The organism is Shewanella sp. T24-MNA-CIBAN-0130 (genome assembly GCF_040310185.1).
Lineage (GTDB): Bacteria > Pseudomonadota > Gammaproteobacteria > Enterobacterales > Shewanellaceae > Shewanella > Shewanella psychromarinicola.
On the sequence record NZ_JBEOPP010000008.1, the window covers coordinates 19,605 to 43,576 of the forward strand.

General features: G+C 41.6%; 15 protein-coding genes and 1 pseudogene. 8 read left to right on the forward strand and 8 right to left on the reverse strand.

Annotated elements, in window-relative coordinates:
* Positions 1-619: 619 nt before the first annotated feature.
* The 6 genes from AAEZ02_RS04970 (at position 620) to AAEZ02_RS04995 (ending at position 8,235) form a co-directional block, all read left to right on the forward strand.
* Positions 620-1,270, forward strand: a complete 651-nt coding sequence (locus AAEZ02_RS04970) for a TetR/AcrR family transcriptional regulator (RefSeq protein WP_351122156.1) — start codon at positions 620-622, stop codon at positions 1,268-1,270.
* Positions 1,270-2,214, forward strand: a complete 945-nt coding sequence (locus AAEZ02_RS04975) for an HlyD family secretion protein (protein WP_124011600.1) — start codon at positions 1,270-1,272, stop codon at positions 2,212-2,214. The genes AAEZ02_RS04970 and AAEZ02_RS04975 overlap by 1 nt, the downstream gene beginning before the upstream one ends.
* A complete protein-coding gene (locus AAEZ02_RS04980) occupies positions 2,211-3,128 on the forward strand; it encodes an ABC transporter ATP-binding protein (RefSeq protein WP_124011601.1) in 918 nt (305 codons plus the stop codon). Before AAEZ02_RS04975 ends, AAEZ02_RS04980 begins: the two co-directional genes overlap by 4 nt.
* On the forward strand, positions 3,118-4,245 hold the full coding sequence (locus tag AAEZ02_RS04985; protein ID WP_124011602.1) for an ABC transporter permease: 1,128 nt from the start codon (positions 3,118-3,120) through the stop codon (positions 4,243-4,245). Before AAEZ02_RS04980 ends, AAEZ02_RS04985 begins: the two co-directional genes overlap by 11 nt.
* Before the next feature lie 502 nt (positions 4,246-4,747).
* The gene (locus AAEZ02_RS04990; protein WP_233768540.1) at positions 4,748-5,476 is read left to right on the forward strand and encodes a lysophospholipid acyltransferase family protein; all 729 of its coding nucleotides are present in this window, start codon (positions 4,748-4,750) and stop codon (positions 5,474-5,476) included.
* A 1,823-nt stretch (positions 5,477-7,299) separates the two neighbouring features.
* Entirely contained in the window at positions 7,300-8,235 is a 936-nt protein-coding gene (locus AAEZ02_RS04995; protein WP_124011603.1) for a DUF5692 family protein, read from the forward strand.
* Positions 8,236-8,751: 516 nt separating this feature from the next.
* Here AAEZ02_RS04995 and AAEZ02_RS05000 read toward each other — a convergent pair.
* On the reverse strand, positions 8,752-9,369 hold the full coding sequence (locus AAEZ02_RS05000) for a TetR/AcrR family transcriptional regulator (RefSeq protein WP_101031869.1): 618 nt from the start codon (positions 9,367-9,369) through the stop codon (positions 8,752-8,754).
* 390 nt (positions 9,370-9,759) lie between these two features.
* Here AAEZ02_RS05000 and AAEZ02_RS05005 point away from each other — a divergent pair, with 390 nt between their 5' ends.
* On the forward strand, positions 9,760-10,674 hold the full coding sequence (locus AAEZ02_RS05005; RefSeq protein WP_351076225.1) for a DUF5692 family protein: 915 nt from the start codon (positions 9,760-9,762) through the stop codon (positions 10,672-10,674).
* A gap of 701 nt (positions 10,675-11,375) precedes the next feature.
* Here AAEZ02_RS05005 and AAEZ02_RS05010 read toward each other — a convergent pair.
* Together AAEZ02_RS05010 and nhaC are read right to left on the reverse strand one after the other, a co-directional pair.
* Positions 11,376-13,058: an ABC1 kinase family protein gene (locus AAEZ02_RS05010; protein WP_124011605.1), complete on the reverse strand. Its 1,683-nt coding sequence runs from the start codon at positions 13,056-13,058 to the stop codon at positions 11,376-11,378.
* Between the two features lie 125 nt (positions 13,059-13,183).
* A complete protein-coding gene (gene nhaC / locus AAEZ02_RS05015) occupies positions 13,184-14,617 on the reverse strand; it encodes a Na+/H+ antiporter NhaC (protein ID WP_206191812.1) in 1,434 nt (477 codons plus the stop codon).
* A 492-nt stretch (positions 14,618-15,109) separates the two neighbouring features.
* Between nhaC and AAEZ02_RS05020 the strand changes: the two genes are divergently transcribed.
* A complete protein-coding gene (locus AAEZ02_RS05020; RefSeq protein WP_124012121.1) occupies positions 15,110-16,243 on the forward strand; it encodes an ADP-ribosylglycohydrolase family protein in 1,134 nt (377 codons plus the stop codon).
* Here the strand turns inward: AAEZ02_RS05020 and ovoA are convergent.
* The 5 genes and pseudogenes from ovoA to AAEZ02_RS05045 form a co-directional block, all read right to left on the reverse strand.
* Positions 16,215-18,377: a 5-histidylcysteine sulfoxide synthase gene (gene ovoA / locus AAEZ02_RS05025; RefSeq protein ID WP_124011606.1), complete on the reverse strand. Its 2,163-nt coding sequence runs from the start codon at positions 18,375-18,377 to the stop codon at positions 16,215-16,217. The two genes, AAEZ02_RS05020 and ovoA, sit on opposite strands and share 29 nt — an antisense overlap.
* A 128-nt stretch (positions 18,378-18,505) precedes the next feature.
* Complete coding sequence (locus AAEZ02_RS05030) at positions 18,506-19,630, reverse strand: MalY/PatB family protein (RefSeq protein WP_124011607.1); 1,125 nt, start codon at positions 19,628-19,630, stop codon at positions 18,506-18,508.
* Positions 19,631-20,226: 596 nt separating this feature from the next.
* Entirely contained in the window at positions 20,227-21,480 is a 1,254-nt protein-coding gene (locus tag AAEZ02_RS05035; protein ID WP_124011608.1) for a YeeE/YedE family protein, read from the reverse strand.
* A 669-nt stretch (positions 21,481-22,149) separates the two neighbouring features.
* Positions 22,150-22,527, reverse strand: coding sequence for a hypothetical protein (locus AAEZ02_RS05040; protein WP_124011609.1), 378 nt, complete (start codon positions 22,525-22,527; stop codon positions 22,150-22,152).
* A gap of 402 nt (positions 22,528-22,929) precedes the next feature.
* Positions 22,930-23,906, reverse strand: a pseudogene (locus AAEZ02_RS05045) (transposase).
* Positions 23,907-23,972 lie beyond the last annotated feature (66 nt).

The following is a 23,972-nucleotide window of genomic DNA, read 5'->3' on the forward strand; positions in this document are numbered from 1 at the left end:
TTACAAGTGCAAACATTCAATCAAAGAGAGTCCGTACATTGTTAATTAAAGAGAGTCCGTACATTGTTAATTAAAGCCGTTGGTATCGATTTAGCAAATTAGTTTTTAGTCTTCACTGTGTGGACAAACACGGCAACAGCAAACTAAATAAAAAACAATCTATAAACAGATCTCCATCGCATCGTTATAAGTTAATAAAGGGAGTCAAATTAGAGTCGCCACAGGCTTATATTCATCCACAGCTGTGATGGTGAATATTCTGCAGGTAGGATATTAGATTTTATCTGATCGGGGGCTAGCGTTTTATGCCTTCAACTACTCAATCCGTTTATTAACGATTCATCGCTTTATAAACAACAATATATTGTCTGATTTAACCCCGACGAAGATCGCCACAAATACCAACAATAATTATCGCGGCCCCCTTTTTTGTGCTCCCCTCCAGTGGCTTTGGTCATAAAATGATTTTTTCACCTCATTGTCGACTATTTATTAATGTTGATAAGACACCGTTCCTTGATGTAATTCCGCACGGGAACATACATTGTGGAATTAATGTTCTATTTTCTTTGCCCATTTTTGCTATTATTCATCAACAGATGAATTAATGGAGTTTGAGATGGCAGATAAACCGGGAAGACCCAAAGGAGAGACCCAAACTCGCGCTGCACTCATCGACGCGGCACAAGGATGTTTTCTTCACAACAGCTATGATCGAGTGTCTATTCGCGAACTGGCTCGGCGTGCTGGTGTCGATGCCGCGATGATCCGTTACTACTTTGATTCCAAAGCAGGTTTATTTGAAACCATGGTGAGAGAAACGATTGCCCCCGTGGCCATTGTGTTTAAACATGATGTAAAAAATCAAAAAGACTCTCCAGAAGCACTAATGCGGGCTTATTATCGAATGATGGAAAGAACCCCTGCACTGCCTAGATTAATTTTCCAATCATTGAATCAACAGGATAGTGATGAAGCGTTCACCATTGTATCGAATGTAATTCATGAGATGATCGGTTATGCCGGAGACTGGATTAAGGGATTATCCGATCAACAAAAACTCAATCCACAGCTTGATCCCAAATGGGTACGTTTAAGTTTTATCAGCTTAATGGTCTTTCCACTGATTGCGCCCAAAGTATTACTCAAAGAATTGGATTTACCCCTTAGCGAGTCCATGTTAGACCAACTGCTTGCACACAATATGCTGGTGATGAATCAAGGATTATTCCAAGAGTCATCGATACGAGTTTCAGGATCAGGAGTTTAATGATGAAACGTCTGCTATTTTGGTTACCTATTATGCTTCTATTCGCGGGTTGTTCTGGGGAAGAAGGTAATCGCGCAATGGGGTTAGTTGAACGAGACCGAATGATGCTTTCTGCACCTGTTGCGGAACAGATCCGCTCGGTTTTGGTTGAAGAGGGACAAAAAGTGAACGCTGGAGACTTGTTGCTTCAACTTGATCCCCGGCATGCGCAATGGCTGATTGACCAGCGACAAGCAACCCTAGTCCAAGCACAAGCAAAGCTAAATCAACTGCAAACGGGCACTCGTTTAGAGCAGCTTGCTGCGGCCTATGCCGCGATGCTTGCAGTGCAAGCACAAGCGCAAGATGCAGAAAAAAGCTATCTGCGAATGAAAGATCTTTGGTTTAAAAAAATAGTGGCAAAAGCCGATTTTGATTCTGCCAAAGCAATAAGAGATCAAACGGCAGCGCAATTGACTCAAGCTAAGCAGCAATGGCTTGAGCTTAAAAATGGCACCCGCAGTGAAGAAGTGGCGCAGGCGCAAGCGCAAGCTGACGTAGCACAAGCTTCATTAGCCGATGCACAACAATCTTTAGCCGAGTTAAGCATACGAGCACCCAAAGCGGGAGTGGTAGATGTTTTACCTTGGAAGCTTGGCGACCGCGTCGCGGCCAACATTCAATTAGTGACACTGCTGGCCAGTGACCGACTTTATGCGCGGGTGTATTTGCCTGCCACTGCTTTGGGTAAAATTAGCCAAGGAGACACAGTAGCGGTATGGATTGATGGTCAAGAACAACCTGTCATGGGAACCGTGCGTAACATTCGAAGTACTCCAGCTTTTACGCCCTACTTCGCACTGAACGAGCGAGATCGTGCCCGGTTAATGTATTTAACTGAGATTGACTTACCGAGCGATCAAAACTTACCCATAGGGATTGGTGTCGAGGTTCGATTACCATGAAACAACCCGCATATGTGATCGAAACACAAGGATTAACCCGTCGATTTGGTGATTTAGTCGCGGTAGATCAACTGGATTTACAGGTTACGAAAGGCAGTATTTATGGTTTTCTTGGTCCCAATGGCTGTGGTAAGTCAACACTCATACGGATGTTAACTGGGTTATTAACACCCAGTGCAGGCAAGGCCACTATTTTAGGCTTACCACTGCAAGGTAATGAAGAGTCGCTCAAAAGCCGAATTGGCTATATGACGCAGAAATTTTCCTTGTATGACAATTTAACGGTATTGGAAAATATGCGCTTCGTTGCGGCCATCTATAGTGTTAAAGATAAAACCCGCGTGGCAAGCTTATTGGAACAATATGGCCTCGAGCCGCAACAAAAGCAGTTAGCCGGCACCATGAGCGGTGGACAAAAACAACGCTTGGCGCTGGCGTGCGCCACCATGCACCGCCCTGAACTGCTGTTTCTTGATGAACCTACTTCTGCTGTCGACCCGCAAAATCGACGGGACTTTTGGGAGCACCTGTTTGATCTTAGTGACAGTGGCACAACGATTTTGGTGTCGACGCACTATATGGATGAGGCAGAGCGCTGTCATCAATTGGCCATTTTAGAAAATGGCATCAAACGGGCAAATGGAACCCCGCGTGAGTTAATGCAATCAATGGGGGCCACGGTTATCGAAGTCAGTGGCGATAATATAAGGGAGTTAAAACAAAAACTAACTGCTGTGGACGCGGTTATTTCAGCATCCCAATCTGGTACTCGCTTAAGAGTACTGGTCAATGAGTCTATAACGGAGCCTTTACAGTTTCTGAGCACTGTTTGTGATCAACATCAGCTTGAAATCGTTCGTCCGAGTCTTGAAGATGTATTTGTCACCAGTACCGGAGGTCGACATGTGGGGTAGATTAGTTGCCATTGTCTTCAAAGAAATGAAACAGCTGTCTCGAGATCGGATGACATTTGGCATGATTGTGATGATCCCATTACTGCAATTAATGTTATTTGGTTATGCCATCAATACCGATATTCGCCATGTGCCCGCTGGCATTATCGACATGAGTCAAACCACCTATAGCCGGGCAATCAAACAGACAGTAATTGCTACGCAAGCAGTTGACTTTAAACATCAATATTACTCTATCGATCAAGCTGAAAAAGCCATTACTAATGGCGAAGTCAAAGCCGTGCTTTATTTACCCGTCGATTTGCCTCAACGACTGTTAATTCACCCTGCATTTGATCCAAAACAGGGCTCATCGCAAATTACTCGACCCGTTGGACAATGGCTCTTGGACGGTTCCGATACCATGGTTGCCGCAACAATCCGATCGCTAAGAAAACTACCACTGGATGAAGTGGCTAACCGCTCAATCACAATGAGTGTACCGACATTTGAAGTGGTTGAATACTTTAATCCAGAGCAGCGATCAGTGGTCAATATTGTTCCCGGTTTACTGGCGGTGATCTTAACAATGACGATGATTATGTTCACCTCAGCGGCGATTGTTCGTGAGCAAGAGCTGGGAAATATGGAGTTTTTAATTGTAACGCCGGTTCGCCCACTGGAACTTATGCTGGGTAAAATCATTCCGTATATCTTGGTTGGACTCATCCAAGTGGCGATTATTCTCAGTGCTGGACACTGGATATTTTCAGTACCGGTCCGCGGCGGCTTAGATTCGTTACTACTCGCTTCTTTCTTGTTTATCTGCGCCAGTTTAGCATTGGGCTTGGTCATTAGTACCATTGCGAAAACCCAGCTTCAAGCGATGCAGTTAACCATTTTTGTGCTGATGCCATCAATTTTGTTATCTGGATTTATGTTCCCTTATGAAGCTATGCCCATTGGAGCCCAATGGGTAGCGGAAGCTCTGCCTGCAACCCATTTTATTCGTATGGTGCGAGGCATTGTGCTTAGAGAAGCCGAAGTCATGTCACTAGGCCAGGATGCACTGTGGTTACTCGGCTTTACCTGTATTGGGGTGTTGCTAGCGGCCAAGCGTTTTAATAAACATTTATAAATGGCTTAAAGAAGCGGTGAGTGGTGAAACAACTAGGGAGTGTTTATCTTTGGGGCTCACATGTTGTTAAAATAAACCAAGGCTAATCGTGTTTCAAGGGTGACACCGAGTCATTTTAAGCTATTAGCTTGTAATAATTCCCCCTTGCTTATAAATATGTACAACCATTTAGCTGCATTTTTCGGGCGGAATGGGCCTGTAAATTATGTATTGGATTGGTGCTGCGTTATAGATTGCTGATGTAGAAAACCATACTTCATAAGCTCTGCCTTAGACAAAATGGCCACACATTGCAGCAAAATACTCCAAAATTCATCTCAAAAGATCAATAGCTCATAGTCTCTTGGCAAGTAGGTCTTTAGCAGCTGTTATTATACCTTTGTCTTAACGACTGACTATCACATAAGACGTTAACATGGCTAAACGTCTTAGCAAGTAGGTCTTCAACCGAGTCAAACTCATTGACAGTAGAAAGTAAAGACCCGCCCCTGACGAAACTGTTATGATGCAGCAACTTTTATGGCAGTCATTTTCTGGAGCGCCCTTGACACTGAATCAAATTAAACAAGCAATATACGCCCTTTATTTAACCAATAAGTTCGGTATTAAGCTAAAAGGTGATCACACACCCGATGACATGACGAGAATTCGGTTGGAGTATGCAGAAACGCTATTATCTCGCTTGAATATTAGTGTAGAGGTTGAAGGCATTGAGAAGGTTAATCAAGGTGGTCAATATCTTATCGTGTCGAATCATCGAAGTATTATCGATCCATTAATTGTCGAGATTGCTCTAAAGCATAAGGGAATTAACAGTTTATGGATTGCGAAGAAAGAACTTTATAATTCGTTTTTCTTTGGTATGTTTACCAGAAATGCTGGCACAGTATTGCTAGATAGAGAATCAAGTAAAATGAGTTCGTTTTTCACGGACATTAAAAACAAGGTTTCCAAAGGTTACTCTATTAGTGTGTTCGCTGAAGGTACGCGTAACAAGAGTGATGAAACATTGACTGAGTTTAAAGAAGGCGCTCAAATCATCGCGATGAAAAATAGATTGCCGATATTACCAGTATTTATAAAAACCAATGCCAATGAAGTCTTGGGTGAGTCGGTGAAAAATAATACTAAAGATTTAAAAATCATCATCAATATTGGTGACATGATTGATTATAAAGATCGTTCTAAAACACTGCAAGACTCGTATAAGTCGCGGTTTAATCTCCTCTAGCCGTTATGACGTTGACTGTACCCTCTGCACACGCCAATCTATTAAAGTGGTGAAGTTAACAAGCTCAGCGCCTTTGTAACTCAACCGAAAATAGATCGCATACGGTGGCTTACCTTCGCGCAGAACGAGGAATCGTATTTTATTTGGTCATCACGGTGCAATTTATTAAGCTATTAAACTAAAAAGTAAATATGAAAATTGTTATTCGGCATGATTAAAATGAGCAAGGCCTGATGAACGGATCATTGTAATGGCTAGCGTTAATGGCTAGCATTAATGGCTCACTCATTTAGCGTTTAATGCTCAGTATTTTTAAGCCACAATCACCCCGCTTTGCGACTTAAAAAAGATGCTCATGATCAAAAAAAGGCGAACACAAAGACTTGACCTTCAGCCATAGGCTGACCACTTGCGCTACAGTATCAAGAAGGGAGCCCTTCGGCGGGTCTTCGACCTTGCTACTTTCGCAGGTAAACCTTGAGCAACAACAAGATCAACATCGATATTCTTCAAATTGTGAACCCGCCCCCTCACCTGAATGTAATGGTCAAGATCACAGAGAACATTGTTAATTTTGTTTCGAGCGATTGTTGTGTTTTTTGCTATGACCATAAAACTGTTGCACCAGTTGTGTCGCGCCTTTCAAGTTCTGATCTACTTTGGCGGCGTCCGTCAATGCATGGGTTGGTTTAATTGGGTCTTAACGCACCATAAAAAATAATCTGCAATGCTCTGCAGCGTTGTCCTCGATTAGTTGATGACCCATTGACTGATCTTAGATTGGGTCAGTACAACATCTTCAGGCAGACTGGTCATACTAATGCCGCGACCTCGAGATATGTTTCCACTGAACGACAATTAGGTTAACACCAGCAACTGCGTGCAAAAAATGGTCCGCTGGCTTTGAATTTGCCTGCTTCTCGACATAAATAGTGCTCTTTTCTTTAATGGCTTTCAATCCATTGGGTAGTTCTAAAAAATGAGGCATTATCACTCTCTCTAATTGTACTTCCAATTATACTTACTTTATTGTTCTGACCAACGAAAGCGGTTACTAGCAATGAATACGGCAAAGAAAAATCTTGCACTTTTAGTCTACCCGTTAAAAAAAGCCGTAGACACAAACCTAATCCATCAAAAATGAAATATTTACAACCACAGCAGTTTATAAAATTTTATTAAAGAGAAATTTAATTAAACTTTAGATTATAAACATCCTGAACCCTTTTTTATTTTACTTCTTGAAGTGCTTTTTTAGTAATCGGTAATATAAAGTGTTCGAGTACAACTCACTCCAAAAAATTAAACCTCGATGTTTTATTAGTGATTTATTATATAAACCACTCCATAGAAATATTAGTTCTTTTTACGTTTATTTTATCGTAAAAAATTGATAATAGTCTAGCCACGACATCGATTTCCACTCTATAATTCAATTTAAATAATAATATTAAAACCTTTAAAAACAGAAAGATATAGTGGTTTACATATATTTTTAGAGTAAATACACTAATTTGTGATTTAGATTATTGAAAATCGTTGATTATAGGAGTAAGTTACTCGCCACTTGATGGTTATTGTTGATACTTGAGATTAGTAATTTTTCACCATCTCAAAAAAATGTACCATTGCTTTTTGCTATAAATACTGCTCGACGTTATTCGAGTTAAGCGATTTTATGCAACTGCAGATAGTATCGATTTAATAAGAGAGATATTTAGCTTGCTAATGTTAAGGCCAATTAAATTTCCAGTTAATAAACCGAATGACGTTAAGTAGAAAACAACTCTGATTATTTTTAAATTATAAGGAAGTGAAATACTATGGGTTTTTTATATAATATGCCAAATATTGAAGGTTGGGGGATCGCGATTGCGGTTCTCTTTACCTTAATGGCTTTCAATGAATTTGCTCGTACTACCCGTTGGGGTGGGATCTCTATGTTTATAGTGCTTCCTATCATCTTGACCATCTTCATTTGGCCAACCACTGCAGCACCTGGTAATGAGTACGGTACAGGCAACTGGTTTAACTGGGTAAAAACCTACTCTTGTCTTGCTGGTGCAATTGGTTTTATGGCCATTCGCTTCATTCCTGGTCTTTCTAAAAATAAGTATGTGTTAATTTTCCCCGCGGCTATTCTTGCTCTTAATATCTTCGAAGCCTGTATTCGTGATTTCCAAGTCTATAGCTATGGTGCATGGGATGGCGAAATCATTAACCAACTTTGGATGATGTCAGGTTCATGGAACATCATGAATGGTATTGCAGGTCTACTTAACATTGTTGCTATTTGTGGTTGGGCTGGAATTATTATTTCAAAAGATAAGTCAAAAGATATGATCTGGCCTGATATGATCTGGCCTTGGATCATTGCTTATGATTTCTGGAATTTCGCTTACACTTATAATTGTATCTCGGATCACTCTTTCTACGCGGGTGTTGTACTGTTACTATCTTGTACTATCCCTGCATTCTTCATCAAGAAAGGTGCTTGGCTACAGCATCGCGCTTCAACATTAGCCTTGTGGATCATGTTTGTCATGTCTGTTCCTCAGTTCGCAGATAAAATTGCACCAGTTCCAACAACGCATGATCCAAAAGCATTCTTCATTGTAAGTTTGGTCGCACTACTGGCAAATGTTGCCCTTGTGGTATACCAGTTTAATAAGATCCGTAAACACAAACTGAATCCTTTAAAAGATGAAATATTCACAGATTCAAAAGACTATAAACTAGTTATTAAAGAAAATACTTAATTAAACTCTTTATAACAAAGACTCAGAGCCCTTCATGAATTTAATTCTTGAAGGGCTTTTTTGTAGCGATTCGATCATTAAAACTAGACGATATCTTTATTTGATAACTCAGTAATCAAATAAAGATATTTTAGCGGGGTATTGCGTCATATTGGTGTTTATTCACATTGTTCCAAAAATACGAGCTAACAGGTTATCTAACCGAGCCGGTTCATCATTGTCTAAAAATTTATGCCACATATGCAACCCCATCGGTGGGTCAAGGCAATAATGTGTTCACCGATGGCCTTAGGTATCTATTCTACAGTTCACTCTTGTCATTGCTTTGATGCGACTCATGTACCGCAACAAGCGGTTGTACTGCCTTGATATTTATAAACATAGGCGTTGACAGTCCAGCTACGCCTCTACTGAAATCCGTAGCAGTGGCCCTATAAACGTGGGACACCCATGCAGATTAGCCGTTGGAATGGGTGCCCATGTATTCCGACATTGGTAATCAGGCGCGCCTCTCTCTTATTCTATATAATTAGCCATACCAGACATAACCGTATCAACATATATCTTCTTTAGCTGTTCCGGTGTACTCGCATCACTAGAAAAACACAGGCGTATGACGGAGCTAAATAGAAGACTCATCAATAAAATAAATTGTTTTAACTGTATCTCATCCTTAGGACGGGCGACTTTGAGTACGCTTTGAAATATTTTGTCGGCTTTGACATTACTTTCTAAGGTCGCAAGATTAACAAGATCGGTATCAATCGACTCAAACCAAATTTGACGTAGTGCCGACTCATTTTTATGTAATAAATAAATATCATCAAAATTATTATTTAGCACCATCTCTAGGTCTTCAAGTGTTTTCAGAGCAATAACATGTTTATCCACGATAAGCTGGATTTTTTCCATAAAATGTTCAGCTAAAGAAAGAATGATTGCTTCTTTATCTGAAAAATATCGATAAATCGAAGCTGGGGATGTATTCGCACGTTTAGCTATATCGGTAATTTTAAGGTTACCGATATTTCTTTCTTCAATTAACCCCTTCACGGCTTCAAGGATTATTGCCACTCGTTCTTTACTACGATTTTGACTAGGATTTTTTCGGTTGGTGGCTTGTTTTAAATTCATCTGATTAAGCTCTTGCTCATAATATAGAATAAATAATTGGCTCAATATAGCATATTAAAAAATCAGATTCAGCTTGGTAATTATGTTGCGGCATTTGAGTAAAAGTGATCTTACAAGTATTAATTAGAGATCTAGAACACAAAATAAACAGAAGTAGAATTTATATTTTGACATTTAGTCGAGAACTCGAGATCATAAAAACGTGACGTTTAATCACGTTTTATGGTTTGGGGATATTGAGCTATTTGATTAACGACTAATTAATCATTTTCACTCATTAAATTACCAACAATAAGCAAAGATTTCACACTACCAACTGTGAATTGTAATGGTCGTTTTTATCCACAAAGGAAGCTTTACTTTAGCTACACAAAATAAAGGAATATATATATGTTTTTTGAAACAATCCCTTGGCAATCTGCGCTTGTTGGTGTGGCAGTCACACTCGCGCTAATTGTGCTCAATGAAATATCTAGACGCAGTAAATGGGCTGCAATATGCTGTTTCATTGTCTTACCGATTATTTTAACCATCTTCGTATGGCCAACAACAGCTGCCGAAGGTACTACTGTAGGCAGTTGGTTTGCTTGGGTTAAAGTTTACTCTTGTCTTGCTGGTGTCATTGGTTTTATGGCTATCCGTTATATTAAAGGTGCAGTTAATAATAAATATTTGTTGTTTTTTCCTGCCTTTATTTTAGGTTTCAATATTTTTGAAGCTGTTATGCGTGAATTCCAGACTTCTGGTTTCAATGGTATGCACGATGGTATGCTTATTATTGGCGGCCAGTGGAACATCCTTAACGCTATTGCGGGTATCTTAAACATCGTTACAATCTGTGGTTGGGCTGGTATCTACATCAGTAAAAATAAATCTCAAGATATGATGTGGCCAGATATGCTTTGGTTCTGGATCATCGCGTATGACCTATGGAACTTTGCTTACGTGTACAACTGTGTACCAGATCATTCATTCTATGCCGGTATGTGTCTACTTCTTTCTTGTACTATTCCGGCCTTCTTTATCAAAAAAGGTGCATGGTTACAGCACAGAGCATCAACACTAGGTTTCTGGATGATGTTTGTAATGACGTTCCCTTCATTCGTAGATACTAGCGCATATGCGGTTAAATCTTCGCATAATACTGATGCAATGTGGTTAATTAGTATTATCAGTATTGCATTTAATCTCGGCGTATTTGTTTACCAGTTTGCTAAAATCCGTAAATTTAAACTGAGTCCTCTTAAAGACGAAATACACACAGATCTTAAAGTTTACCAAGATGTTGCAGCGGTAAATAACTAGATAGTAAATAGATTTTATTTGTTCTATAAATAAAAAAGCCTCTCGATTTTGAGGCTTTTTTGCATGCCAAAAATTTAAATGTGCCAACTAAAAATTGTTACTACGTAGAGCAGACCCAATTGATGACATCCGCATAGACAGTTTCTGTATTCTTCTCATTCAACATTTATTAACGCTCTTGTAGATATAAATGATGCGTTACCTTTTCGCAAAAAAGAAGAAAACCCAAGCGACCCATTTTAATGATGAATTAACAGAATGTTGTTCAACTTTGATTGCGATAGTATTTATCACTATTTAAATGTATAAATTGAACGGGAATTAGCGAAAAATTGAGCTTTAGATGAAAATCGATGAGCATTATGGCAGATTCAAACATCACAAGCGGTTTGATATTAATCAAGGATGAAATGGGATAATTGATGTTAAACGTTAAGCCTTAAACCTTAAGCACACCACTAGGCATTGGCAGATTGTTGCACCTTGTCGCCGTTTTAGCGCTAAATGCTCACTGTATTCTGTTTATTTTTAAGTGGCATAATTATTTTTCCACACAATAGAACTGTCATCAATGTTGCGCAAAACAAAAATGCCTGATTAAGTGGTTATCAATTATCGCCCCGTAATGTTAATGCGATGACCCTGCAATGTAGCGCCAACGGTTACGGCCATGTTTATCTATTGAATGGGAAAAAAGCGACTCATCTCCCCCGTCCGCTTGACCAGATAGAGAACACTAACCATATTCCACCAACGACAGCACTCAGAAATCCAAGTACGCCAAATAACGGCAAACCAAACAAGGTCGGGCCACCATCAACCGTCATCACAATAGAAGAGCCAATAATCATGGCCGCTACAACATTACCTATTGCCACTCGGCTAGCAGCACGGTCAAGTTGATTGCCAAAGGCTTTTAACCTCGTTACATCAACATGTAGCTGAAATCTCCCGCTACGCGCTGAGCGAAAAAGTTGCTGTAAATCATGCGGTAATCCGGTTAACAGTTCGGCGGTACCGACAATAGCTTGCCAACCTCTTTTGGCCATTGCATCTGGTGCATATCGGTCTAACATTAGCTGGTGTAATAATGGCTCTGCTTCAAAAACCATATCAAAGTCAGGATCTAACTGCAGGGCAACGCCTTCAAGCGTTATCAATGCTTTAATCAATATAATTAAATCAGGGGGTAAGTTAAGGCTATATTCTCTAAGTAATGACATCAGCTCAGTAAGCATCATGCCCAAATTGAAGTTCTTTAATGAAACGCCATGATATTTATCAACAAACTCTTCTACTTCAAAAGTAAGATTTTCACAATTTAATGGCGGATCTCCAGCCCAAGTCAGTAATACTTCAACAACTCTAGGCGCATCCAACTCAACCATGCTATGTAAAAGCTGTACCAATTGATGTCGGCGCTCGAAAGACAGTCGTCCAACCATACCAAAATCAATAAATGCAATTCTATTTTCCGGCAGATAAAAAATATTACCTTGATGGGGATCTCCATGATAAAAACCATCAATCAACATCATTTTTAACGCCGCTTGACCGCCATGCTTGGCTAACAATTTTCTATCTAACCCTGTTTTCTCCACAGCTTCGATATTTCGCCCAGAAATACCATCAATAAATTCTTGAACATTGACACGTTCACGGCACCACGGCCAATAAACTTTAGGAATAACGATTTTTGGATCATTATTGAAATTTTTGGCGATCCTTTCAGCATTACGACACTCGGCCAACAAATCCAATTCCCGCCGCAAAGAGTGGGTAAATTGACGTACCACCTCACGAGGTCTAAAACGCCGTAAAGATGTTGACTCGGACTCCATAACTTCAGCAATGCGGGCAAGTAAACGTAAATCGGCCTCCATTATCGGTCGGATACCCGGCCTGCGGACCTTAATAATGACCTCAGTGCCATCTTGTAATCGAGCTCGATGAACTTGCGCAATGGAGGCGGCAGCGAGAGGTTTAGGATCAAATTCGGCAAAAGCCTGTTGCGGGCTACATCCTAGGTCTTCGTGTAACTGTTTACAGATTAATTCAAATGATACCGGAGGAGCTTGATCCTGTAATTTTTCAAATTCAACAATCCACTCTGGAGAAAACAGATCTGAGCGTGTCGCAAGGATCTGTCCTAGTTTAATAAAGGTTGGCCCCATTTCAGCCAGGGCATGACAAAACCTGACTGGTGAATCTACATTGGTTATTTCCGAAGCATACTTCCAATGCAGTGCCTTACCTGCGCCATTAACCACATTCGCTAGGCCAAGTCTTCGCAGCACATCGCCGAAACCATAACGGATTAAGACCGATGCAAGCTCATTAAGTCGACCAATATCTCGCGCGGTACCTAACGTATCCCAAAGCATGGCGCACCTATTTATTCTTATTTGCAGTAGAATTGGATGTTAATTTATCATCCAAGGTTTGTGCAATCCCGTCAAGAAAACCTGCTACTAAAATCTCGGAACATTTACCATCGCCAGCGGTGTGACTATAGCTCCCTTGAAGTAAAAACGGCCAAAGCTGGTTTGGTTTTCGGTTTGAGAAGACCAATGCCAAAGGCGGCCATTGCCACTGCAATGATGGCATTGAGGTAGTTGAAAAAAGCATAGGGCGCGTAGTCAAGTACGTCTACCCCTAGAGTGGCGGTATAAAAGGCACCGGCCGTGGTCCACGGAATAAGGCCTGTGGTCATAGTGGCACCTTCTTCAACTGAGCGCGAAAGAATGGCAGCCTCTAAATTTTGTTGCTCATATTTGGGCTTAAACAGTTGGCAACTTAGAATAATCGAAATATAAGCCTCTCCCATAGCAATGTTACCTAAGAAGCCGGACATAATAGTTGTGGCAATAAGGGTGGCAGTGCGTTGCACTCTTTTTATGATACCGGCTAATAGTGCAGTGAGAAATCCCGCGCCGTGCAAAATTCCGCCTAGCGCGATAGCCATTAAAGCCAGCAGCAAGGTCCAGCTCATGCTGCTAATGCCGCCGCGACCAAGCAAAGCATCTAAACTGGGGATACCCGTTGATTCGGGCGTATTTTCCCACAGCGCATTAAGCACGGAGATAGCACTTTCTTGCTGATAAACAATCGCGATTAGCACGGCGAGTATAATACTGCATGACATAGTCACTTCTGCAGGCACTTTTCTAATGCTCAGTACAGCGAGTAAAATCAGTGGTAATAAGGTGATCAGCGGCGTAAGGCTATAATTGTTGGCTAGTGCCATTTGAATTGAGGTGACTTCTGTTAAGTCTATATTTTGCTCGCCATAGTTCAATCCGATCACTAAAAATATTAAGAAGGTGAGGATAAAGGTGGGCGTTGTGGTAAACAGCATGGAGTAAATGTGTCGATAAATATCGGTGCCAGCACTCATAGCGGCGAGGTTTGTGGTATCTGAAATCGGCGACATTTTATCACCGAAGGTTGCACCGCAGACAATCATACCTGCGACTAAAGGCAGGGGAATATTCATGGCAGAGCCGATGCCAATAAAAACCACGCCTAAGGTGCCGACGGTACCCCAAGATGTTCCGGTTGCTACCGACATCAAGGCGCACAGTAATAAACCGACGGCCAAAAACAAACTTGGACTCAGCCAGCTAAGGCCATAATAAATAAGCGTGGCGATGGTGCCACTGTGCATAAAACTAGCAATCACCATGCCGATCAATATAAATATATAAATGGCAGGCATGGCTCTGGTGAGGGCGCTAGTCATCAACTCGCGTATGTGTATATAGCCGTAGCCAAGACTAAAAGCGTTGAGTCCTATCCACAAAAGACACAGAAACATCAGTGTATGCAGACTGATCCCTAAACCAAAAAGTCCTCCTGCAATGGTGATGATAATCACGCTAAAACAGATAAGAGACTGCAAAAAACCAGGGCTACGGGGTAAGTTAGGAGTGATTACAGGCATTGGCACACAGTATGGTAACAATTGGGATGAAGTTGAGTATATCAGTACAGATAATTGGGTAAACTATAAACAAGCAGGATATGAAAAAAAATAAACCTTTCGTCTTTTATAAGCAATGGTTTAGCTACCAAGCAAAGGCCAACTCGAAAGATATATCATCACAGAGTGCTGCACATAATTATTTATAAGCTCATTTATAAGCTCATTTACAAGCTCATTTACAGGCACAATGGGTTACATCCTCTACATCCTCCACATACTCAAAAAAGCTGTTGCGCTTGTCGGGTTGAAAATTATGGTTGCGAAATAAATTTAGCCTATTGCCTTAAAAAAAACGTCTACTTTTGTATAAATGACGTACCTAGTATGACCACATACGTTTTTAATCAATATTCACATGGTAAAAATTATCCATTCGTTATCGATTCACAACCTATTGTTGCGGTATCTAATGCAGATACAAATTTTTTACCATGTGAAAGAGGCATTATCATGAATCACAACCCTTCTCAGCCACTTCGCGTTACCTGGGCACTTAAAACAAGCTTTATTGCTGATGCTTTGGCCATGCCAGTGCATTGGTATTATCAACCAATGGAAATAGAGCGTGCTTTTACTGGTGGTATTCAGCGCTTTGAGGCCGCCCCTGAGTTTCACCCTTCATCTATTATGTCCTTGCACTCCAAACATAAAGGGGGGCGACAGTCCAATGATCGATCGTCTAAAGGGCATTCAGCTAACGATCCGTCGCCGCAAGTGGTAGGCGATATTATTTTAAAAGATAAGGCGCAGTTTTGGGACAAACCGAATGTGCATTATCATCAAGGCATGCAGGCGGGCGAAAACACCCTCAACGCCCATTGCGCTCGTGTACTGATGCGCACCCTGGCGAGTTCGCCACAACCCTATGACCGACAAGCATTTGTTAATGCCTACATTGACTTTATGACAATGACTCCCGCCGCTCATCCCGATACTTATGCAGAATCCTACCATCGAGGATTTTTTGCTAACTTGGCGCAGGGACGCAAGCCTGAAAACTGTGGAATGATAACTCACGACACGGCATCCATCGGTGCATTGGTGACAATAGCGCCTTTGGTTTTTTCAGAACGACTTAAGGGCATAAGCGAAGCCGAGATAAAGATTGCCTGCCGAGCACATCTGGCCTTAACCCATCCTGATGAATCCTTAATGCAGGTGTGTGATCGCTACGTGCAACTCTTGTGTGGTCTGATGGATGGGCCTGATGAGGCAGGCGTTAAGGCACTTTTACTTGAAGCAAGTAAAGGCTTAACCAGTACTAATTTAGCCGGTCTGTTAAAACGTAACGTGCCCGACAATCAGGTCGTCGGCCAGATATTTTCAAGGGCATGTTATATTTCAGATTCTTGGCCTGTCGTCTTGTATCTAGCCTGTAAATACCAAAATGACCCTTGGCAAGCACTGCGAATCAATACTAACTTAGGCGGTGACAACGTACATCGCGGCATAGTGCTGGGAACCTTGCTTGGATTGCAAAGCGATATTGTGGCCACCAGCTGGTTTGAACAACTGGTAGACCACAAATTGATTGCTCAGGAAATTGAGGCGCTTATCAGCGTGGCAAGCGCTCCCAAACCGTAAGTTCAGACAAGGTATGCTGAAACTTGTGCTGAGTTTCACGGATCACAAACGGGACTTTGCGCGGCTCACCCACTAACATAAAGTGGCTTGATAGTTGCTCTTTCAAGCCATCTAATGTGCTGTAGTTTTCGCCATCTTTTTTGAAACCCCCAATCCATTCTTCCTTGGGTGTATGTTCTTCCAGCCACGTATAGGGCGATGCAATAATAAGCAAGCCGCCATCATTGATGCGCTGTGCCATATCCGCCAGAAAACGGCTCGGCTGGTAAAGCCTATCAATCAAATTAGCAGCTAAAACTAAATCATAAGCAGTGAATTGGGGTTTGAGATTACAGGCGTCGCCTTGATGAAATGCAACACGGTTTGCATAAGCTTCCAACCCTAGTTCTTGCAGGGTACGAGTATGGTAGCTAACTAATTCGCCTTCTTCGGCACGGGCGTAACGCACTGCGCCTTGCTGCGCCATTTTAGCCGCTAGGCGGGTAAAGTTTGCTGAGAAATCAATACCGTCTACTTCATCGAACTGACGGGCCAACTCAAAACTTGCTCGACCACACGCACAGCCTAAGTCAAGTGCTTTACCGGTGGTTTTGCCCTTCATTGCCTCAAGTGCAATATCAGCTAAGGCTTTAGGAAAATTGTCTACGCCATACCAGGTGTCACCAAAGTGAAACTCTGCATATTCTGACAGAAGCTGATCACTTTCATAGTAAGCCTTAGGAGACATTGCCTCAACTTCGGAGGCAATATAGCGAAATCCGGCGTGCTGCGAAAAGTGACGTCTAAACGCATAACGTGCACTAAGGCGCGCTTCGTTACCACTTGAAATCCATGAACCACCTTTGATTATATTGTGTTTACCATCAAAAGTTGGCGTGGTGAAATCGTCATACAGTGGGTGTACTTTAAAGTTATCGAAGGGATAAATAGGCGTTTCAGTCCATTGCCACACATTGCCCACCACATCAAACCAACTGCCATGTTGATAGCGCGTTACCGGGCAGCATGATGCAAAATGGTCAAGATGCAAGTTTGCATCGGCCGCGCTATTACTCAGCTCTTCAACGCCCGCTAGTGAGCATAGACGATGCCATTCGTCTTCCGTTGGCATCCGAATTTGTTGCCCAGTTTCTACGGTTTTCCATTCACAAAACGCTTTCGCTTCATGGTAGTTAACTTCAGCAGGCCAGTCCCAAGCCATATCAATTTCTTGTGTCATCAGGCGCAAACGCCAACCATTGTGCCAACGCCAAAATACCGGGTGTTTCGCCTCAGTAAACTGCCGCCAAGCCAGGCCTTCATCGCTCCAAAAACGATTTTGCTCATAACCACCGTCCTCAACAAACTCGAGGAACTCTTGATTGCTGACTAAATATTGGCTGGCTTTAAATTCGGCTACCTCTGCCTGATGTTGGCCATATTCGTTGTCCCATCCATAGAAGGCACTATCAAAAGATTTTCCAAGATTAACTGAGCCGGCAGTAACGCTTATCAGTTTGTTTTTTGGCGCTTGGCCAGTATCTTTGCAAGCTGGCCATTGAGGTAATGGCTGGACTTTGGCAAGTTCATGTTGGCGAATGAGAACAGACGACGTCTCAAGGTGAATACGCTCGTGCTCAATACCCATGACGATGGGCCACCAGGTATTTTCCCAATCAATGGGTAGGACAAGGTGCAAGGTATCAATTAATGTTAATACTGTGGCACGCACTTTAGCGCGGTAGTCTTTTACCGCAGAAACACTGGGCCAGTCATAATTGTCTTCAGACAGATCATCCCAGCTCATTTCATCAACACCCACCGCAAAAATTGATTCCATATGAGGATTAATCCGATCGGGTATCAGTTTTGCCAATAGTAGCTTGTTGATGAAAAAAGTGGCCGTATGCCCAAGATAGAAAATAAGCGGGTGGCGCAAGGGTATAGGTTTTTGATAGAAAACAGCATCATCGCGCAAACAATCGAACAGTTGCGTATAGGTATCGAAGGTATTAGTGAAGTAAAGCGCTATTTCTTTGCGCTTATCATCCACGGTGCCGCTGTTCAGTGTAGGAATTCGGCGCAATGATCCAGAGTCAACAAACGTTGCGGATCGTTTAGCCATTTCTTGTGCGTTTTGTATAGGTAAGGTCATCCTGAAACACGTTCCTTTGATTTTTATTCTATAGTCATACGATTTACTACTGGATAAAGGCTCAACTTTTTTACTTTATATTAATATTACCCGTAAAAAAACAGAAGTTTTGCCGGTGGTTAAACGTCTCAGCCCTGCAGTTTTTTAATGGCTTCGACTAAATAATCTCGTGAGCAACCGAAGTTCAAGCGAAAACAGTCTTTATCACCAAAATCTCTGCCCGCTGATGGACCAACACCTTTGGCTTCACACCAGGCTTGCGTATCGGTGACTTGCAAACCGCTGGCATCAACCCACAGCAAAAAAGTAGCCGCGGGTGAGATTGCTTTTAAACCTTCAATTTTGTTGATTTCAGTCACCAAATAATCGCGATTTTCAGTTAAATACGCCACTTGTTGTTGATGCCACTCATCGCAATGCCTGAAAGCTGCATTAGTAGCGGTAAGGCCTGTAACGGTTACCGATGGTAATCTGCCGCGGGCAGCATGGTTGAAGTCTGCTCTTAATTTTTCGTTTGGAATAATAGCGAAAGACGTACCTAATCCAGCAATATTGAAGGTTTTACTGGCGGCCATTAATGTCACTGAAGACTCAGCCAACTCTGGGTGCGCACTGGCCGGTAGATGTGGCACGTCATCTAAAATTAAATCGCAGTGTATTTCATCCGAGCACAGCATAACGCCATGTTTTCTGCATATTGCTGCAATTGTGTCTAACTCGTCTTGGTTTAAAACTGAGCCGAGCGGATTCATCGGATTACACATAATAAATAAGCTGGCTTTAGGATCCGCGGCAGCCGCTTCTAAGGCATTAAAATCGAGTGTCCAGCGACCTTCCACTTCTATCGAGCCGATACAAGTTCGGTTGAGATGATTAATTGCAGGTGCTGCCAATATCGGAGGATAATTGGGTGTTTGTACGATAATCGTATCCCCTGCTTGGCAATATGCTTGAATAGCCACATTAAATGCGGGCACCACACCCGGAGTCCACACTAGCCAACTAGGATCAATCTTCCAGTTATACTGACGTTGACACCACGCCACAACAGCCTCACTGGCATCGGTATCGTGAGCCGATAAGGTATAACCAAATAAGCCGTCATCAATGCGCTGATGTAAAGCAGATAAAATAGGCTCAGCACAGCGAAACTCAGTATCAGCAATCCACATAGGCAGTATATCGGTACCTTTGTATTTTTCCCATTTATGGGCTTTTGACGATGTGCGGTCTGGTTTATCGCTGAAGTTCATTGCGGGTCCTTTGATCGTTAATTTAGCAGTCTGCAGTAAATAGCCGATTTAGCCTGTTACTATTAACCTTTGGTTTAGGTTAAAACACAAGTCAACATAACCCAAGTACTTGTGGGAATAAAAATGCCCCCCCTTTTTATTCGCCCATTTTATTCGGTATACAAGTGATAACGCTAACGATGACACTCATGGTTAATTTTTATTGGATATTAATCTTGAGGAAGGATAGCTTGCTTTTATAAAGAGGAACTCTTGGGTTTAAAGTCCCAGAATACATAGCCAGCCATTTTTTGAAGTAGCAACATAACCCCTTTCTATTGGAGTTGCGATCACCTTTTATCATTTTCTCAACGAGCAAATTCAACAGGCTGATTTAACCAATGAGCACTCAATTGGCCAATCCATCAGTAATATGGTCGATTTAACACAGCAGAAAAGCTTGATATCAATCAAGCCTAAAAGCACAGAGCAACCGTTCTGTGCTACTTGCTAATATTCTCGTTTTATACAAAGGCATTAAAAAAAGATCGTTTATTAACTATCAAACAACCCCTATCGGCTTAAAATTGGAAATCCGCGCTGTACAGCAATCGATGTTATTTGATTAGGGAATGATGAAGTTTATTACCTAAAACCCCCCCTGAAAGTAAAAATACCAGGTAAATCCAACCGGATAGTGAAAGATTGGCAATAGGTGTGAATAAGGCGCCGACATTACAGCCGTTAGCAAAACGAGTACCGAAGCCCATCAGTAACCCCCCTAAAGCAAAAAGAGCAAATTGTTTCGCAGAATGATTGATTTTAAATGAGAATGAAAATTTACCCATCAGCAGCACCGCGATTAATGTCCCCACTATAAGAGCAAAATTCTGCACTGAAATACTATGCTCGAAAAACGGGGTAGTAAACAAACCGGCTGGTCGAGAAGTAAAGTCAGCAATATCATTTGCGCTCATGCCAAACACCATTAACACTTTACCAAACCAAATACCGAAGGGTGTTGATGCCCCCCATCCTGCACCCGTTGAGACCATCATAATACCGAAGATCAAGGATATCACTAGCGCCGCCGTTTTCATTTCCCATAGATTACCAATCCATCTATGGTAGGTTTCAACACTGAATAAAGTAAAGTGCTGCTGAGTGTGTTTTGGGTGCATTTCTTGACGTACAGTTTCAGCGTCAACACCTAAGAATGACCCTTTCGCATGACGGTAATTTTGATATTTTTTAGCGAAAATAACCACGATCAAAGCAAAAGCGATGCTCACTAGAATTGAAATAAAATAGCCGTTCAAAGGCCCCCAGGTAAACAGATCCGGCAGGTATACCCCTTTGCCAGCAAAACTACTGGAAGAGAATGATGTGGTTGTGATCCATGTTTGTGTCGCCTGCAATGGAAAACCAAAAAACACCCCGGCACCAAAAAAGAATAAGGTCGTCAAAGCACGCGGAATATCGCTCACCAATTCAACCATCACGCCCGTCGCACAGCAGCTTGAAAGGCTCATTCCAGCACCAAACATGACTCCCCCCAACACTAAGCCCAGGTTGATAGGATTAACCCATAAATTATAGCTGCCGGGGTTGGCATTCAGCAGTAAACCCGCATTAATAATGGCGGTAATAACGAACATAAACATTAATGTCTGCAGCAATTGCGTCGAACCACGGCGATACGCACGGTTAACACTACCGGCAAAACCTATAGACCCCTTTGTTAAGACAAAACCAAGGCTCAAACCGAACAATAAACGCAAAAATAGTGATGAACTGTCAAGGAAGACGGCTCCTAAAAGAAGAGAAGCGATGGCGATGACAATACCAAATGAAGCTTGTTTTTTATCCATGGTGATAATCCAGAAGAAATGAAAAGTAGGCATTCATACACTGCGGATTTTTTGAGTTGGTATGAAATGAAGCGCGGATTATTCTCTTACCGTGGATATATGTCCAACCCTTCTTTATAACTTATTGGTCTAAATTCATCGGTATCTTTATATTGGACAAAAAACCGGCTGCAACAAATCAATAATGGATGATTGAGATTTATTCAATGTGCTGTTTTTTTAATAAAAAATGCCCGTAAAGCGTAACCCTACGGGCTTAATGAAACATTATGAGTTTCTATGAAATAATCAGATGATGGTGACATCATTCCGCCCATATGAAGGACAAGATATTGATACTTAATGTTATAATTAACCTGTAAAATCAAGATACCCCGCTTTATACCCCTACTTATTCTCAGTAGTGCATAAAAAAACACTCTAAGATGTAAACGCCCCCTAAGTAGGTGGGAAACAAAAAGCAAGTCGCTATCCCAGTGGCACATTATCTGTAATAGCCAATATTCGCTCTATCAATCAGTGTCCAATATCGACACCATATATGACCATGTTAATTGCAGAGTTTGTTGAACTTAGCCGATGCCTAACTAAATTAATACATGGCATTGATACAATGAGATATTTAAAAGTAAAGTCGATTGAGCATCAATCATTCAACCTGTTGTAGTCTCATTTAACTCTGAGCTTCGATAGGAGAATTTTTGAAGCAGCAGTAAATTTACTAAAGCCATCTTCATTTTTTGTAAAGCTGCCGTATTTATCATGACTGCCAGAGCCTTTTCTTGCTTCGCCATATTTAGCGTAGGCAAATACAATTTCCTTTGATGCCAGCTCCCCTAAAGATGCTCTAAGACGAGTTACATCTCTATCCGTTATTCCATGCTCAAAAATGCCAGCTTCAAGCTTATCCAACTGAACTATTAGAACTTCTCTAACCGGAGAAATTGCATGATTAAACTCTTTGCGTTTATCTCGACCTAGAGATAATCGATGCCCAAGAACTAAGCCAACAAAAAGGCCAAGTAAACCAGTAAAAGCTTCTAGCACAGTGCCTCCAAGAACATAACGCGTATTATTAAAAATTCCGCTAAATACCCTTATGTATTTTTCAGAACTATCATCGCTATACAGCTTTAATTATTAATATTTTTAGTACGTTATCAGGTTAGTTATATTGAATCAATCAACTTTAAATTAGGGCAAAAACTAGAAATGAAACTATTCTAAATGAAACTATGCCACCCATTTTTTGAACAAATAACATAACTCGTTTTTATGGCTTTGGCGAGGGTTACGCTCGATGTACTCAACTCATCAATTTCAATCAACATGGCTAAAACATTAGCGTTAAATTAGTGGTTTATTCATCATTTGCAGAATTCGGCACAGCAGAAAAAATTGATAGTAGTCAAGTGTAAGGTGAATTGTTATTTGAGGGGGTATTATTACTTAAGCGCACAGCCAGCGCTGACAGTTGCAGCGCCTTGTCGTCGTTTTCGGTCTAAATGTTCACAGTATTCGGTTAAGGCGGGTAATGCTCCAACAGCACCTTTAAATAATACACCAAATTCAGTTGTGATTTTAAGCCAATTCTCTGCGGGAATGTTTAATCTATTCAGTATGTTCTGGCTGCTTGAGCTAATGGCGCCCCGCTTATCTTCTCGAATTATCCGACCGGTATCTTCAACCAGTACAATGTAGTCTTTGACGCTGAACATGAGCCCGTTAGGCATATTGAGTCTTTCATTACCCACAAACGGTATTAGTTCTGTTGGTTGCTCGCCATTCATTGCTGAATTTATTCGACGTTGAATACTGGTGTAATCTGAGGTTTCTGGGGTTGCGGCCATCATGGCACGAATTGGATTCAAATCAACATAGGCCATACAGGCTAGTGCTGCGGTTTCATCAAGTAGCGCTTGAGACTTAAAGCGTCCTTCCCAGAAGCGGCCTGAGCACTTATCTTCTTTGTTGGCCATTCTGGCGATTGGCTCACTCAGTGAACGCATAAACCAACTGATATCAATTAAGCGCCTACGGTATTCGGTAATGCATTCATTAACCGTTTGAAGTTCAAATTGGTTAAGGTCTTCCTCTTTAAGGTATTTGTGCGTGAGCAACGTGCCCTTAAAGCCTTTGTGCCACTGAATTAACACTTCTTTATCTGACCAGCATTTCGCTTTGTCTGCATCAACCTTTAACACCACATGTAAATGATTACTCATCACGGCATAAGCACAGATATCAATGGCAAAGATGGTCGCTAACTCAAGGATACGTGAATCGACCCACTCACGTCGATGCTCGAAATTCTCACCCGTTGAGTTATCAACCCCACATAAAAATGCCTTACGCACCACTCGTGAACAGCAGTGATAGTAAGGCGTATCTTCTAGGCTAATGATTGTCTGCCTTGGTCTGGCCATCTTTAATTACCATTTTCAAAGGGTAAATAAAGCGTAGTTAAGTGTTTGCTATTTGGCCAGTTGAAG

What these genes read in the sequence shown, in the direction of transcription:
- AAEZ02_RS04985 (WP_124011602.1), top strand. Translation starts at nt 3,118, where the DNA reads ATGTGGGGTAGATTAGTTGCCATTGTCTTCAAAGAAATGAAACAGCTG.
- AAEZ02_RS05010 (WP_124011605.1), bottom strand. Translation starts at nt 13,058, where the DNA reads ATGCTTTGGGATACGTTAGGTACCGCGCGAGATATTGGTCGACTTAAT.
- AAEZ02_RS05020 (WP_124012121.1), top strand. Translation starts at nt 15,110, where the DNA reads ATGAATCACAACCCTTCTCAGCCACTTCGCGTTACCTGGGCACTTAAA.
- AAEZ02_RS05005 (WP_351076225.1), top strand. Translation starts at nt 9,760, where the DNA reads ATGTTTTTTGAAACAATCCCTTGGCAATCTGCGCTTGTTGGTGTGGCA.
- AAEZ02_RS04980 (WP_124011601.1), top strand. Translation starts at nt 2,211, where the DNA reads ATGAAACAACCCGCATATGTGATCGAAACACAAGGATTAACCCGTCGA.
- AAEZ02_RS04995 (WP_124011603.1), top strand. Translation starts at nt 7,300, where the DNA reads ATGGGTTTTTTATATAATATGCCAAATATTGAAGGTTGGGGGATCGCG.
- ovoA (WP_124011606.1), bottom strand. Translation starts at nt 18,377, where the DNA reads ATGACCTTACCTATACAAAACGCACAAGAAATGGCTAAACGATCCGCA.
- AAEZ02_RS05035 (WP_124011608.1), bottom strand. Translation starts at nt 21,480, where the DNA reads ATGGATAAAAAACAAGCTTCATTTGGTATTGTCATCGCCATCGCTTCT.
- AAEZ02_RS04970 (WP_351122156.1), top strand. Translation starts at nt 620, where the DNA reads ATGGCAGATAAACCGGGAAGACCCAAAGGAGAGACCCAAACTCGCGCT.
- nhaC (WP_206191812.1), bottom strand. Translation starts at nt 14,617, where the DNA reads ATGCCTGTAATCACTCCTAACTTACCCCGTAGCCCTGGTTTTTTGCAG.
- AAEZ02_RS04975 (WP_124011600.1), top strand. Translation starts at nt 1,270, where the DNA reads ATGATGAAACGTCTGCTATTTTGGTTACCTATTATGCTTCTATTCGCG.
- AAEZ02_RS05000 (WP_101031869.1), bottom strand. Translation starts at nt 9,369, where the DNA reads ATGAATTTAAAACAAGCCACCAACCGAAAAAATCCTAGTCAAAATCGT.
- AAEZ02_RS05030 (WP_124011607.1), bottom strand. Translation starts at nt 19,630, where the DNA reads ATGAACTTCAGCGATAAACCAGACCGCACATCGTCAAAAGCCCATAAA.
- AAEZ02_RS04990 (WP_233768540.1), top strand. Translation starts at nt 4,748, where the DNA reads ATGATGCAGCAACTTTTATGGCAGTCATTTTCTGGAGCGCCCTTGACA.